Source organism: Streptomyces sp. NPDC056169 (assembly GCF_042268445.1).
Taxonomy (GTDB): domain Bacteria; phylum Actinomycetota; class Actinomycetes; order Streptomycetales; family Streptomycetaceae; genus Streptomyces.
This window is the reverse complement of sequence record NZ_JBHJUO010000037.1, coordinates 1-14137: the sequence shown is the minus strand read 5'-3', so window position 1 is coordinate 14137 and position 14137 is coordinate 1. Positions and strand designations below refer to the sequence as shown.

The 14137-nt window shown below is 71.3% G+C and carries 11 protein-coding genes; 6 read left to right on the top strand and 5 right to left on the bottom strand.

The window, feature by feature from the left end:
- Positions 1-118 precede the first annotated feature (118 nt).
- The gene (locus tag ACFC0G_RS38280; protein ID WP_376413262.1) at positions 119-1201 is read right to left on the bottom strand and encodes a sugar phosphate nucleotidyltransferase; all 1083 of its coding nucleotides are present in this window, start codon (positions 1199-1201) and stop codon (positions 119-121) included.
- Positions 1202-1305: 104 nt separating this feature from the next.
- The gene (locus ACFC0G_RS38275) at positions 1306-2847 is read right to left on the bottom strand and encodes a peptidoglycan recognition protein (RefSeq protein WP_376413259.1); all 1542 of its coding nucleotides are present in this window, start codon (positions 2845-2847) and stop codon (positions 1306-1308) included.
- Between the two features lie 136 nt (positions 2848-2983).
- Between ACFC0G_RS38275 and ACFC0G_RS38270 the strand changes: the two genes are divergently transcribed.
- The 4 genes from ACFC0G_RS38270 (at position 2984) to ACFC0G_RS38255 (ending at position 9150) form a co-directional block, all read left to right on the top strand.
- Positions 2984-3736 carry a TIGR03089 family protein gene (locus ACFC0G_RS38270; RefSeq protein ID WP_376413257.1) on the top strand — a complete coding sequence of 251 codons (753 nt, stop codon included), beginning with the start codon at positions 2984-2986 and terminating at the stop codon, positions 3734-3736.
- 232 nt (positions 3737-3968) lie between these two features.
- Positions 3969-5264, top strand: a complete 1296-nt coding sequence (locus tag ACFC0G_RS38265; protein ID WP_376413293.1) for an LCP family protein — start codon at positions 3969-3971, stop codon at positions 5262-5264.
- 257 nt (positions 5265-5521) lie between these two features.
- Positions 5522-7303 carry an LCP family protein gene (locus ACFC0G_RS38260; protein ID WP_376413255.1) on the top strand — a complete coding sequence of 594 codons (1782 nt, stop codon included), beginning with the start codon at positions 5522-5524 and terminating at the stop codon, positions 7301-7303.
- A 62-nt stretch (positions 7304-7365) separates the two neighbouring features.
- Complete coding sequence (locus tag ACFC0G_RS38255) at positions 7366-9150, top strand: LCP family protein (protein ID WP_376413253.1); 1785 nt, start codon at positions 7366-7368, stop codon at positions 9148-9150.
- A gap of 68 nt (positions 9151-9218) precedes the next feature.
- Here ACFC0G_RS38255 and ACFC0G_RS38250 read toward each other — a convergent pair whose 3' ends face one another.
- Positions 9219-10244 (bottom strand): glycosyltransferase family 2 protein, encoded by a 1026-nt coding sequence (locus tag ACFC0G_RS38250; RefSeq protein ID WP_376413251.1) that lies wholly within the window; start codon positions 10242-10244, stop codon positions 9219-9221.
- 219 nt (positions 10245-10463) lie between these two features.
- Between ACFC0G_RS38250 and ACFC0G_RS38245 the strand changes: the two genes are divergently transcribed.
- Positions 10464-11861, top strand: a complete 1398-nt coding sequence (locus ACFC0G_RS38245) for an LCP family protein (protein WP_376413249.1) — start codon at positions 10464-10466, stop codon at positions 11859-11861.
- Positions 11862-12005: 144 nt separating this feature from the next.
- Here the strand turns inward: ACFC0G_RS38245 and ACFC0G_RS38240 are convergent, their stop codons facing one another.
- The gene (locus ACFC0G_RS38240; RefSeq protein WP_267043951.1) at positions 12006-12539 is read right to left on the bottom strand and encodes an acyl-CoA thioesterase; all 534 of its coding nucleotides are present in this window, start codon (positions 12537-12539) and stop codon (positions 12006-12008) included.
- 130 nt (positions 12540-12669) lie between these two features.
- Here ACFC0G_RS38240 and ACFC0G_RS38235 point away from each other — a divergent pair, with 130 nt between their 5' ends.
- Positions 12670-13980 (top strand): LCP family protein, encoded by a 1311-nt coding sequence (locus ACFC0G_RS38235; RefSeq protein WP_376413247.1) that lies wholly within the window; start codon positions 12670-12672, stop codon positions 13978-13980.
- A 58-nt stretch (positions 13981-14038) separates the two neighbouring features.
- On the opposite strand, the gene ACFC0G_RS38230 is transcribed toward ACFC0G_RS38235, so the two are convergent.
- On the bottom strand, positions 14039-14137 hold a 99-nt coding region (locus ACFC0G_RS38230), incomplete at its 5' end, for an acyl-CoA dehydrogenase family protein (protein ID WP_155525297.1).

Genomic DNA, 14137 nt, shown 5'->3' with positions numbered 1-14137 from the left:
GTGCGGGCCCCCGGGCAGGGCCTTGGCCCGGGGGGGGCGTGCGGGCCCTGACCGGCGCCGTGCGGGGCCGTCGGGGTGGCCGAACAGGGGCATCGCCCTGGGGGTCGTCGTGCGGGGGTTACTGGTCCGAGGAGAAGCGGACCGCGTTCGGGGGGAGGGTGGTGTCGCACCAGATGCGGATGCCGTCGCGGAGTTCGTTGTCCGGGCCCACGTGGGCGCCGTCGCCTATGACCGCGCCCGTGAGGACCGTGCGGGCTCCGATGCGGGCGCCCGCGCCGACGAGGGAGTCGGTGATCACCGCGCCCGGTTCGATCACCGCGCCCGCCAGGATCGTGGAGCCCGTGATGCGGGCGCCCTCGCCCACCTGCGCGTCCGCGCCGATGACCGTGCCGCCGGTCAGCTTGGCGTCCGGGGCGACGCGGGCCGACGGGAGGACCAGGCGGTCGCCGCAGCGGCCCGGCACGGCCGGGGAGGGGGCGCGGCCCAGGACCAGGTCGGCGGAGCCGCGGACGAAGGCCTGCGGGGTGCCGAGGTCCAGCCAGTAGGTGGAGTCGACCATGCCCTGGAGGTGGGCTCCGGAGGAGAGGAGCTCGGGGAAGGTCTCGCGCTCGACGGAGACGGGGCGGCCGGCGGGGATCGTGTCGATGACCGAGCGGCGGAAGACGTACGCGCCGGCGTTGATCTGGTCGGTGACGATCTCTTCGGGCGTCTGGGGCTTCTCCAGGAAGGCCGTGACCCGGCCCGTCCCGTCCGTGGGGACCAGCCCGAACGCTCTCGGGTCCTCCACGCGGGTGAGGTGCAGCGAGACGTCCGCGCCGGAGGAGGCGTGGGTGTCGACGAGGGCCCGGATGTCGAGGCCCGTGAGGATGTCCCCGTTGAAGATGAGGACCGGGTCGTCGGGGCCCGAGTGGAGGCGCGAGGCGACGTTGCGTATCGCGCCTCCCGTGCCGAGCGGCTCCTCCTCGGTGACGTACTCCAGGCTCAGGCCGAGGTCGGAGCCGTCGCCGAAGTGCGGCTCGAAGACCTCGGCCAGGTAGGAGGTGGCGAGCACGATGTGCTCGACGCCGGCGGCGCGGGCGCGGGCCAGCTGGTGCGTCAGGAAGGGGACGCCCGCCGCCGGGACCATGGGTTTGGGCGTGTTGACCGTGAGGGGTCGCAGCCTTGTGCCCTTGCCACCGACCAGGAGGATCGCTTCAGTCACCTTGTCGTCTCTGCTTCCTGTTCGGGGCCGGTCCGCCCGCCCGTCTCGGTCGTCCGTGCGATGTGACCGGTCAGTTTATGCGGACGGTTGCCTGCCTGACCCCATCAGAGCCTTCCCTGGTACTTCGCCGAGGTCGTCCTGGCCGTCGAGAGCTTGCCGTACAGGCGGGCGCCGGGGCATTCCGTGGCGAATCCGTCACGGTGTCCGGCGATCGTGCGGAGCTTGACCTTCGTGCCCTTCTTGTACAGGTTTCCGCCCCCGGAGGTCAGGTACGTCGTGGTGTTCGGGTTCACCCCGTGCAGGCCGAGCTTCCACGCCGTCAGCTTGGCGACGGCGGTGAGCACGGCGGCCGGCGGGTTCGTCTTGCTGTAGGTGCCGAGGACGGCGATGCCCATGCTGTTGGTGTTGAAGCCGAGGGTGTGCGCGCCGAGGACGGGCTTGGCCACGCCCCCCGCACGGCCTTCGTAGATGTTTCCGCACTTGTCGATGGCGAAGTTGTAGCCGAAGTCCCGCCAGCCGCTGCTCTGGACGTGGTAGCGGTAGATGCCGCGCAGGACGGAGGGGGCCTGGCTGCACGTGTAGTTGTTGCCGGTCGCGCTGTGGTGGACGAAGGCCGCCTTGATGGTCTTCGTGTAGACGAAGCCCTTCTCGCGGAGCTTCTCGTCGGCTCCCCAGCCCTTGCGCGTGATGATCCCCGGTCGGGGGCCGATGTACGGCTTCGCCGCGACCGCCGCGACCGCCGGGGCGGCGGCGATCGGGACGACGGGGGCGACCGGGGCGACCGCCGCGATCGGGGCCGCGTGGGGAGGCCGGGCGGGCCTGGCCGCCATGGCGGGGACGGCGGGCATGGCGGGGACGGCGTGCATGGCGGGGACGGCGGGGACGGCGGGGACGGCGGGGACGGCGGGCATGGCGGGGACGGCGGGGATGGCCGGCATGGTGAAGTGGCGGAACGTCACTTCCGTCTGTTCCTTCGACAGCGCCGGGATCCAGGTCGCGCCGTACGGCGCCAGCTGGGCGTTGACCGCGCTGGCCGCCGCCTCCGCCGCCGTCGGGCCGGCCGAGACCATGGCCGCCCGGGATCGGGGGGCGGCGGAGGCCGGGCCCTCTCCCGGGTCGACCAGTTCGAGGCGCAGGCCCTCGGGGAGCTGCTCCTCTCCTCGTACGCGGATCTCGACGCCGTCCGAGTCGCCCACCCACAGCGGCGCCGTGGAGCCCTTGAGCGCCCGGGCGGCGCCCTCCGCGGTCTCCGGGTCGGCGCCGTGCTCGTCGTTGTGGGTCTCCACGTCCTGCCACTCCGACCAGGCCCCGTCACCGGTGGCCCGGGTGCGGACCTGCACGGTGCCGTGCAGCGCGGCCGTCGGGTCGTCCCAGACGACGCCGACGAGGGAGAACGGTCTGACGTCACGTCGGGCCAGGCCCTGCTCTCCCGGATCGGAACCGGATTCGCCGCCGAAGCCGCGTACGGAACCGTCCAGGGGCTCCAGCGGCAGCGACTGGGTGGAGCCGGGCAGCCGCTCGGGCCCCGGTGGCAGCGCGGCGACCGCCGGTGGCGCCGTGGCCGCCGCGGGTGCGGCGAGGGAGACCGGCAGGGCGAGCACCGCCGCGCAGGTGACGGCGATCGAGGAGGCGAGTGAGGCACGCATGGGCCGATCGTGCGTATCCCCGGCGCGTTCCGCGCGTCGGGAATCCGCGCGGAAATTGACGGACCGTCGGGCCGACCGGTGGACGGCGTCACCGGTACGGAGGACCGGGCGCGCCCGCCCGCGTACGCTGTCCGGCGTGAACGCCAGCGACCGCACCCCCGCCGACCTGCTGCGATCCGCGCTCGCCGCGGACCCCGCCCGCCCCTTGGTCACTTTCTACGACGACGCCACCGGTGAGCGCGTGGAATTGTCCGTCGCCACCTTCGCCAATTGGGTGGCCAAGACGGCGAACCTGCTCCAGGGCGAACTGTCCGCCGCACCGGGCGACCGGCTCGCGCTGCTGCTGCCCGCGCACTGGCAGACGGCCGTCTGGCTGCTCGCCTGTTCCTCGGTCGGGGTGGCCGTCGAGGTGGGCGGCGATCCCGCGGACGCCGACCTCGTGGTCGCGGGGCCGGAGACGCTGGAGGCGGGTCTCGCCTGTTCCGGTGAGCGGATCGCGCTCTCGCTGGCGCCGCTGGGGCGCCGCTTCCCCGCCCCGCCCGCCGGGTACGCGGACTACGCGGTCGAGGTGCCGAGCCAGGGCGACCGGTTCGCGCCGTTCGTACCGGTGGACCCGGAGGCTCCCGCCCTCGTCGCCGACGGCAGGGAACGGAGCGGAGCGCAGCTCGTCGAGCAGGCGCGCGTGGACGCGGCGGCGCTCGGCCTGACCCCCGGCTCCCGGCTGCTGTCCGGTCTCGGTTACGGGGACTGGCGGGGGCTCTCGACCGGCCTGTACGCGCCCCTCGCGGCCGGCGGCTCCGTGGTGCTGTGCCGGAACCTGGATCAGCTCTCGCCCGAGGCCCTGGAGAAGCGGGTGGAGAGCGAGCGGGTGACCCACACGGTCAGCTGAGCCACCCGGTCCCCCGCCCGGCGCCCACCCACACCGGCCCGGCGCCCGGTCGCCCCCTACCGAACCGACACCGACCCGGCGCCCGATCGACCCTCCCCCGCACCGGCCCGGCGCCCCGTCGGCGCCTTCCGGCACCGACCCCCACCCCGGTTAGCGCCCATTCGGCGTAGCGCCGCGCCGAGCCCCCGGGTCCCCGCGCCGACTCCGGTACATGATCGGCCGGGGGGAGTCGATCCTTCCGCACAACCATGCGTCGGGTTCGGCCGTCTCCTTCCATGACCGGTGGCCGCCGGGCGCGCCGCCGACGCCTCGAAGGACGGACTCAGACGTGACGGACCGTGCTGACACGCCGCCCGAACCGGATCCCCCGGCGGCGGAGGACGCGGCGCCCGGTGCTCCGGAGGAGCCGCACAGACGCCACTGGCTGCGGTGGACGGCCCTCGGGGTCTCGCTCGTGGTGCTGATCGCGGCCGCGGTCGGCTGGTGGTTCTACCGGAAGCTCGACGGCAACATCACCACGGACACGACGGCCGCGGCCGAGCTGCGGAAGTACGAGAAGGAGCGGCCGACGGCGGCCGCCTCCGCCGCCCGGAACATCCTCCTCATCGGCTCGGACACCCGGACCGGCGAGGGGAACCGCAAGTACGGCAAGGACAAGGGCACCCAGCGCTCCGACACGACGATCCTGCTGCACCTCTCGGCGGACAAGTCGAGCGCGACGGCCGTCTCGCTCCCCCGCGACCTGATGGTGACGATCCCGAGCTGCGCCAAGGCCGACGGGAAGCGGACCCGCGAGCAGTTCGCGCAGTTCAACTGGGCCTTCGAGTTCGGCGGTACGGCGTGCACGATCCGTACCGTCGAGAAGCTGACCGGGATCCGGGTCGACCACCACATGGTGATCGACTTCCGGGGCTTCAAGAAGATGGTCGACGCCGTGGACGGGGTGGAGGTCTGCCTCAAGGAGCCCGTCGACGACACCGACGCGAAGCTGAAGCTGCCCGCGGGGCGGCAGACGCTCCACGGGGAGCAGGCCCTCGGCTTCGTACGGGCCAGGAAGTCGATCGGCAACGGCAGCGACACGGAACGCATGGACCGGCAGCAGCAGTTCCTCGGCGCCCTCGTCAACAAGGTGCAGAGCAACGGGGTCCTGCTGAACCCGACCAAGCTCTACCCGGTCCTGGACGCGGCCACGAAGGCGATCACGACCGACCCGGGGCTCGACTCGCTGAAGGACCTGTACGACCTGGCGCGCGCGATGCGGGCCGTCCCGACGGACAAGGTGCAGTTCCTCACGGTGCCGCGCCGCTCGTACCGATATGACGCGAACCGGGACGAATTGGTACAGCCGGCGGCGAGTCAACTCTTCAAGCAGCTGAGGGAGGACCGGCCCGTCCTCGTGACGCCGCACACCGAGGAGGAGGGCCGCGGGAACGGCGGCGACGGCAAGCCCGACGACGCGGACAGCCCGGCGCCCTCTGCGACACCGACCTTCACGGGGCGGAACGCGGCGGAGGGCGTGTGCTCTTAGGAACACCCGGGACGCGGTGGGTAAAGGGCGAACCAAGGGGAGGGCAGGGTCGGATGAGGTTTGAGCAAATTGCCCGGTTGTAAGGGGCGTGGAATTTGTCACTGACGTCGCCCCACGCTGAACTGGGCGGATAGTGTGACGCGATCCGGTGCACCCGACCGTGTGGTCGTCGCACTCACCAAGGATCGAACGACCGAGAGAGCGGCGCCCTACGGGGGAGGCGCCTCGCGTGGCACCGACGGAGGACTCGAGTAACCGTGGACGCGCACAGCCGTGGACGGGCGGACGAGATCGACCCCGCCGACCAGTGGGTGCTCAACCCGCAGACCGGCAACTACGAACTGCGACTGGACCACTCCGCTGGGCAGTCGCAGACACCGTCCCGGCCCCGGAGATCGAGCACGGCCACGGCGGCCGACACGACCGGTACGGGCCACGGCGCCCCTGCCGGCGCGGGCCGCAGCACCACCGCAGGCACCGGCGCCGGCACGGCCACCGAGGCGCCCGTCCCCGGTCAGCGCCGCCGTCGCGTCTCCGAGCAGGGCGGCGGCCAGCAGCCCCCCGCGAGCCGCCGCAAGCGCAAGCAGGGCGCGTCCCGCAAGAAGAAGGTCCTCCTGTGGACCGGCGGCACGATGGCCTTCGTGCTCGTGGGCGGCGCCACCGGCGCGTACCTGCTCTACAAGAAGCTCGACGACAACATCCACGTCGTCGACCCCGTCGGCACCCAGAGCGCGGGCTTCCGCAAGGGCGAGGCCTTCAACGTCCTGATCATCGGCACCGACAAACGGACCGGTGAGGGCAACGGGGGCTACGGCGACAAGGACAGCCCCGGCCACGCGGACACCACGATCCTCTTCCACGTCGCCAAGGACCGGACGAACGCCACGGCGCTCTCCATCCCGCGCGACCTGATGACGGCGATCCCCGAATGCCAGTCGAGGCAGCCCGACGGGTCGATCCTGACGATCCCCGGCCAGACGCAGGCCCGCTTCAACGTGAGCCTCGGCCAGGACGGCCGCGACGCCGGCTGCACCATGCGCACGGTCAAGGAGCTGACCGGCCTGACCGTCGACCACTTCATGATGGTCGACTTCAACGCCGTCAAGGAGCTGACCACGGCCGTCGGCGGCGTGAAGGTCTGCGTCGAGAAACCGGTCGACGACCCCAAGTCGCACCTGAAGCTGCCGGCCGGCGAGTCGGTCATCGAGGGGGAGAAGGCACTCGCCTTCGTCCGCACCCGCTCCAGCTTCGGCAACAAGAGCGACCTGGACCGGATCAAGGTCCAGCAGCAGTTCATGAGCTCGATGCTCCGGCAGATGAAGTCGGACGAGACCCTCACCAGCCCGACGAAGCTCTACGACCTCGCCGAGGCGGCGACGGACGCGCTCACCGTCGACAAGGGCATAGGGTCCCTCTCCAAGCTCCAGGACCTGGCCAAGGAGCTGTCCGGGATCGACATGAAGAACATCGCGTTCGCGACGCTCCCGGTCATCGACAACCCGGCCGAGCCCAAGCCGATCACCGTCGTGCCGCACCCGACGCAGGCACCGCAGCTCTTCGCCGCGATGAAGGCCGACACCTCGCTCACCGAGGTGAAGAAGAAGACCCAGGACGCCAAGAACGCCCAGAAGCAGGCCCAGGCGAAGCTCCTCCAGGGAACGCGCGCCGCGGCCGTCGACGTCCGCGTCGACGTCTTCAACGGCAGCGGCATCCAGGGTGCGGCCCAGTCGACCATCAACTGGCTGCAGAACAACGAGGGCGTGACCCGCTCCACCAACAAGAGCAATGCCCCCGAGAAGGCGGCGAAGACCACGCTCACCTATGCACCGAACCAGGCCGATCAGGCCCGCAAGCTCGCGGACATGATGGGTCTGCCGGCCTCGGCGCTCAAGCCGGGCAGGCAGGACGCCGGGGTACGCGAGCCCATGACGCTCGTCCTCGGCGCCGACTTCAAGGGCGCGGGGGTGCCCATCACCGGTCCGGTAAAGGCGCCGGACGTCGAGAAGGTAGAAGCTGACAAGCAGGTGTGCGCCAAGTAACCCGGAAACACCGGGACTTGGGGCACTCCTGACTCACGAGGGGACCTGGGGTGGGACAGAACGTGCGTGGGGAGGGAACGCGGAAACGCGTTCCGCGCGCCCGTGAACTGGGCTGGGACGACGAGCTGTACGGAGCGGGGGAGGCGACCGGCGCCGGGGGCGAAGCCGGGGCCGAGGACGCGGGATCCACCGGATCCGCCGGATCCTCCGGTACGTCGACGTCGACCCGAGCCGAGCGGCGGCGCAGCGGCACCAGCGGCGGAGGCGGTACGGGAGCCGGCGGCGACCCGCGGGCGGGCCACCGTCGCGGCGGCTCGCGCCGGCGGGCCAAGAAGGCCGGCAAGCACAAGGTCCTGCGCTGGGTGGCGATCACCCTCGCCGTGCTGATACTCGGCACGGCCGGCGCCGGATACCTGTACTACGAGCACCTCAACGGCAACATCCGCAGCGGTAGCCGCGCGGGCGGCAGCAGCGGCGTGAAGAAGGCCGCGCCGAACGCGCTCGGCGACACCCCGCTCAACATCCTCCTCATAGGCTCCGACAGCCGGGCCGACGAGAAGAACATCGCCCTGGGCGGCGGCCGGAACGACAAGGACCGCAAGCCGCTCGCCGACGTGCAGATGCTGCTCCACGTCTCCGCGGACCGCGAGAACGCCTCGCTCATTTCCATCCCGCGCGACACGGTCGTCAAGATCCCGGAGTGCAAGGACGAGAACGGCACGCCCTACGCCGCCACCACGAACCGTCCCATCAACGAGTCGCTCCAGCGCGGCGGTCCCGGCTGCACCCTCACCACCTGGGAGAGCCTCACCGGGGTCTACATCGACCACTGGCTGATGGTCGACTTCGCCGGCGTGGTGGCCATGGCGGACGAGGTCGGCGGCGTCCCCGTCTGCGTCAAGACGGGTGTGCACGACAAGTCGACCCGCCAGGTGAAGGGCGGCTCCGGTCTGAAGCTGCCGCAGGGCACCACCGACGTCAAGGGCGTGCAGGCGCTCCAGTGGCTGCGTACCCGGCACGCCTTCGGCAGCGACCAGAACCGCGCCAAGGCCCAGCACATGTACATGAACGGGATGATGAAGCGGCTCCAGGAGCAGAACGCCTGGAGCGACACCGGGCGGCTGACGGGCCTGGCCGAGACCGCCACGAACGCCCTTCAGGTCTCCGAGGACCTCAAGACCGTCAAGAAGCTCTTCGATCTGTCGATGCAGCTCAAGAACGTGAAGCTCGACCGTCTGACGACGGCGACCGTCCCCACGGACGTGTACCCGCCGAGGCCGAAGGAGTGGCTGCAGCTGCGGACCTCCTCCGCCGACAAGATGTGGTCGATGCTCCGTGACGACGTCGCCCTCGACAAGAACGGCGACAAGGCCGGTGGCAAGGCGAAGCCGAAGACCACGGCCTCTCCGAAGCCCAAGACGCCGGCCGAGGCGCCCTCCTCGTTCCCCGTGACCGTCGTCAACGGCACCGACGGCGCCGACGAGCCGGCCGTCGAGGGCCGGGCGGGCGACATGGCCAAGGCCCTTCAGGGCAAGGGCTTCACCCAGGCCGACTCCTCCCAGGAGGGCGGCGGCCGCAAGGACACCGTCGTCACCTACCCGAAGGCGGACGGCGACCAGGGCAAGGCGAACGCGCTCTCCGTGACGAAGGCGCTCGGGCTGCCGGACTCGGCCGTACGGGCCGACCCCGAGGCGAAGGGCATCACGCTGGTCGTCGGCGCGGACTGGCGCGAGGGCACCACGTACAAGAAGCCGACGCAGGTCGCCGGTGACCTGCCGGACGGCGCCGACGACAAGGCGGAGTGCATGGACATCTACTCGGTCTACCGGTGGGACGGGAAGAGCTGATCCGCCTCACCCGCACATGACCGACGGCCGGGCCCCATAAGGGACCCGGCCGTCAGTCGTGTGGGTGATCAGACCGTCTCGGACTCGCCGGCCTTCACCGCCGGCCGGCGGCTCGCGATGACCTTTCTGGCCAGCGAGCGCGGGCTCGTCAGGAAGCCGTACCCCCACGACATGTGCATCGTCGCGAGCGCCACCGGGATCTGCAGGCGGGCCTTCAGCGGCAGGCCCTTGCCCGCCGGGAGCGAGCCCGCCGCGATGGCCGCGAGGTAGCCCGCCGGGATCACGAAGCCGAGCGGGGTGAGCGCCGCGCCCACCACGAGGCCCGCGGCGATGGCGCAGACGGCGACCGGCGGGGCCAGGTAGCGGAGGTTGATGGAGCCCTGGTGGTAGCGGGCCACCACATGACGCCAACGGCCGTAGTTCTTGTACTGCGTGGCGAGGGCCTTCACCGAGGGCCGCGGGCGGTACTGGACGCGCAGCTCCGGCGAGAACCAGATGAGGCCGCCGGCCTCGCGGATGCGGAAGTTCAGCTCCCAGTCCTGGGCGCGGATGAACTCCACGTTGTACCCGCCCTGCTGCTCCAGGACCTCGCGCCGGAAGACGCCCAGGTACACGGTCTCCGCCGGGCCGGCCTGGCCGCCCGTGTGGAAGGCCGCGTTGCCCACGCCGATCTTCGAGGTCATCGCGGCGGCGACCGCGTCCTCCCAGGCGTTCTCGCCCTCGGCGTGCATGACACCGCCGACGTTCTGCGCGCCGGTCTCCTCCAGGAGCCGGACGGCGGTGGCGATGTAGTTCGGAGAGAGCATGCCGTGGCCGTCGACGCGCACCACGATCGGGTGACGGGAGGCCTTGATCGCGGCATTGAGCGCGGCGGGCGTGCGGCCCGTGGGGTTCGGCACGGTGTGGACGCGGGGGTCTTCTCGTACGAGCTCGGCGGCGATCTCGTCCGTACGGTCCGTGGACGGGCCGAGGGCGATCACCACCTCCATCTCGCCGTCGTACTCCTGCTCCAGGATGTGACGAACCGAGGTGCGCAGATACCGCTCCTCGTTGAGGACCGGCATGATCACGGAGACGGGGGGCGTGGCGTTCATTGTTCGCCACGTTACCGCGAACGGGGGACACCGGTGCGCGCCGCATGGGTGGTGCACCCTTGCGCTGATCGTATGGGCCTACGGTGCTCACGGTTCCCCTTGTCACACCCGCGGAGGTGTCCGTCCGTGCCCACGCCGCCCCGCACGCCCCGTCGCAGGCCGGTCCCCCGGCCTCCCGTACCGGTCCGTCGGCGGCGGCCACGGCGGCCCCGGTGGGGGATGCGGATGGCGACCGCGCTGTCCGTGGTGGTCCTCGCGGCGGGCGGGATCGGGCACGCGGTGGTGACGGGCCTGGACACCGGGATCACCCGGGTCGACCCCTTCAAGGACATGAAGAACCGGCCGCAGGCCGGGAACGGGATGAACGTCCTGGTCGTCGGCACCGACGGCCGGGACAAGATCACCCCGGAGGAGAAGAAGAAGTACCGGCTCGGCGGCGCCCCCTGCCACTGCACCGACACGGTGATGCTCGTGCACATCTCGGAGGACCGGGAGCGGGCGAGCGTCGTCAGCCTGCCCCGTGACTCGTACGCCGAGATGCCCGAGCACACCGACCTGACCAGCGGCAGGAAGCACCACTCCCACCCCGTGAAGCTGAACGCCGCCTACGCGGAGGGCGGGCCGGGGCTCACCGTGCGGACCGTCGAGTCGATGACCGGCGTCAAGATCGACCACTACCTGGAGGTCGACTTCACCAGCTTCATGCGGACCGTGGACGCGGTCGGCGGGGTGCAGATCTGTACGACCAAGGCGGTCAAGGACTCCTACACGGGCCTCGACCTGTCGGCCGGCACCCACGAGCTCGACGGCGGGCAGGCCCTCCAGTACGTCCGCTCGCGGCACATCGACGGGGCCGCCGACATCGGGCGCATGCAGCGGCAGCAGAAGTTCCTGGCGGCGCTGATCGACCGGGCGACGAGCGGCGGGGTGCTGCTGAACCCGGTGCGGTTCCGCGAGATGGCCACGACGATGCTGGGCTCGGTCCGGGCGGACGAGGACTTCGGTACGGATCAGATGCTGGCGCTGTCCAAGGCGATGCGGGGCTTCACGCCGGCGTCGTCGGAGTTCGTGTCCGTGCCGATCGGCGACATGAGCTTCCCCGTGAAGGGGATCGGGTCGACGGTGAAGTGGGACGCGGCGAAGGCGCAGAAGCTGTTCCAGGCGCTGCGGGACGACCGGCCGCTGGCGCCGGCGGCTTCCGCGCAGAAGGCGGAGTCCTCCGGGAAGGGTGTGGACCCGAAGTCGGTCGTCGTGGACGTGTCGCCGCGCACGATCCGGGTGCAGGTCTACAACGGGACCCGGACGGACGGGCTCGGCCGGAAGGTGGACGACGCGCTGCGCGGCACCGGCTTCGACACCACGCGGACGCCGATGACCGGGGCCGGGCAGGAGCGGGCGCGCACCCTCGTCGAGTACGACCCCCGCTGGGACCGCTCGGCGAAGTCCCTCGCGGCGGCGCTGCCGGGGGCGGAGCTGCGGGCGGTGGCGGGCCGGGGCGCGACGCTGCGGGTGACGGTGGGGGCGGACTACCGGGGCGTCACGGCCGTGCGGGCGGAGGACGCGGGGAAGGGCGGGCCGTTCGAGGCGGTCACCGGGGACAAGGTGGTGTGCCCGTAGGAGGGCGTTGATCCGTCCGGGGGCCGGGGCGGCTCGTGGGCGGCACCGGGGGCGGCTCCGTGGGGCGGCCACCAGGGGCGACTCCGGGGGCTCCTGGGGCGGCTCCGGGGAAGGGCTCCGGGGAAGGGCGCGCCCCCTCGGGGGTCAGTCCTCGTAGCCCTCGGCGGCGCGGCGCTCCCGGAGCTCCTTGATCGCCTGGCGGCGGGCCAGGCGGTGGGTGCGGCGGATCTGGGCCTCCTGGTGGCGGCGCTTGTCCTGCTCCGTCTCCGGGACGACCTGCGGGACGCGCCGCGGCTTGCCGTCCGCGTCGACGGCCGCGAAGACGAGATAGGCAGAACCGACCTGGGTGGCGGGCGTGGACTCGTTCCAGCGCTCGGCCATGACCCGTACGCCGACCTCCATGGAGGACCGGCCGGTCCAGTTGACCTGGGCCTTCACATGGAGGAGATCCCCGACCCGCACCGGCTCCAGGAAGACCATCTCATCCATGGAGGCGGTCACGGCGGGCCCGCCCGAGTGCCGGCCCGCGACGGCGCCCGCCGCGTCGTCCACCAGCTTCATGATCACGCCGCCGTGCACCGTACCGAGGAGGTTGGTGTCGTGGCTGGTCATGATGTGGCTGAGGGTGGTGCGGGAGGCCGAGGTGGGCTTGCCGGGGATATCGCCCTGATCTGTCATGCCCTCCACCTTATGCGGGGTCTCGCCGTCGTCCCCGTGGGGTCCGTTTTGCATCAGCTTGGCAACAGGGCCGGTCCGATATTCCACCCGGCCTGTCCAGGGGATTCCTCCGCCCGGCACACTGGTCCGCATGAATGACTGGCCCCATGACGGCGGACACGGCCGTGGCAACGCGAACTCCCAGCCCGAGGGACCTCGCCGGATGAGCCATGTGCAGCGTCCGCAGGTCCCGCCGCAGCAGCCCCCCTACGGCCGGCAGCAGCAGTCGTACGGGCAGCAGCAGCCCGATGACGGCCAGGGCTACAACCCGAACTACACGCAGGCCCAGAACTCGGGCTACGACTCCGGTTACAGCAGCGGCCAGGTCTACGGCGGCCCGCAGGGCGGCGCCCCGCAGGGTCCCGGCGGCCGGGGACCCGTACCCCCGCAGCACGCCCCGCGGCCCGGCGGCGGCCCCGCCCCGGACTGGCGCAAGCGCGCCAAGATCGGCTCGATCGTCCTGGTCGTCGGCGTCCTCGCCTGGGGCATCGGCACGTACGCCTGGGCCAGCTCCCAGATGCGCAACGAGGTCGACCTCTCCAAGGTCATCGAGCGGCCGTCGGAGGGCGACTGCACGACGTACCTGATCGTCGGCTCGGACAGCCGTGAGGGCATGTCCGCCGAGGAGAAGAAGAAGCTGCACACCGGCTCCGCCGAGGGCAAGCGGACCGACTCGATGATGATCCTCGCGGCCTGCTCCAGCGGGAACACGATGGTCTCGCTCCCCCGCGACTCGTGGGTGACGATCCCGAACTTCGTGGGCTCCGAATCGGGCAAGAACTTCCCGGCGCGCGGCGGCTCCAAGCTGAACGCGGCCTACGCGATGGACGGCCCCGAGCTGCTCGTGCGGACCGTCGAGTACAACACCGGCCTGCACATCGACCACTACGCGGAGATCGGCTTCGCCGGCTTCGCGAACATCGTGGACGCGCTCGGCGGGGTGGACCTCAACATCGAGAAGGGCTTCAAGGACAAGAAGTCCGGAGCGAACTTCGCGGCGGGCGAGCAGACCCTCAACGGCGAGCAGGCCCTGGCCTTCGTCCGGACGCGGTACGCCTTCGCCGATTCGGACCTCCAGCGGACGAAGAACCAGCAGAAGTTCCTCTCCGCCCTGGCCAGCCAGGCGGCGACGCCGGGCACGATCCTCAACCCGTTCGCGCTGTACCCGACGCTGGGCGCCGGTCTGGACACGCTGATCGTGGACAAGGACATGTCGCTGTACGACCTCGGGAAGATGTTCTTCGCGATGAAGGGCATCAGCAGCGGTGACGGCAAGTCCATGAACATGCCGCTCGCGGGCAGCGCGCCGCAGAACTCCCTCAAGTGGGACATGCCCAAGGTGAAGCAGCTGGTCGAGCAGATCCGCAACGACGAGAAGGTCACCGTCGAGTCGAACCGGTGACCTCGGACGTACGAGAAGGGCGCCCTCCCCGGCCGGGGAGGGCGCCCTTTCGCCTGTACTAAGGGAGGTTGCGGGCCATGACGATGCGCTGGACCTGGTTGGTGCCTTCGTAGATCTGGGTGATCTTGGCGTCGCGCATCATGCGCTCGACGGGGTA

Excerpts from the sequence above, each read along its gene's own strand:
- ACFC0G_RS38275 (WP_376413259.1), bottom strand. The coding sequence starts at position 2,847 with ATGCGTGCCTCACTCGCCTCCTCGATCGCCGTCACCTGCGCGGCGGTG.
- ACFC0G_RS38250 (WP_376413251.1), bottom strand. The coding sequence starts at position 10,244 with ATGAACGCCACGCCCCCCGTCTCCGTGATCATGCCGGTCCTCAACGAG.
- ACFC0G_RS38245 (WP_376413249.1), top strand. The coding sequence starts at position 10,464 with ATGCGGATGGCGACCGCGCTGTCCGTGGTGGTCCTCGCGGCGGGCGGG.
- ACFC0G_RS38240 (WP_267043951.1), bottom strand. The coding sequence starts at position 12,539 with ATGACAGATCAGGGCGATATCCCCGGCAAGCCCACCTCGGCCTCCCGC.
- ACFC0G_RS38235 (WP_376413247.1), top strand. The coding sequence starts at position 12,670 with ATGAATGACTGGCCCCATGACGGCGGACACGGCCGTGGCAACGCGAAC.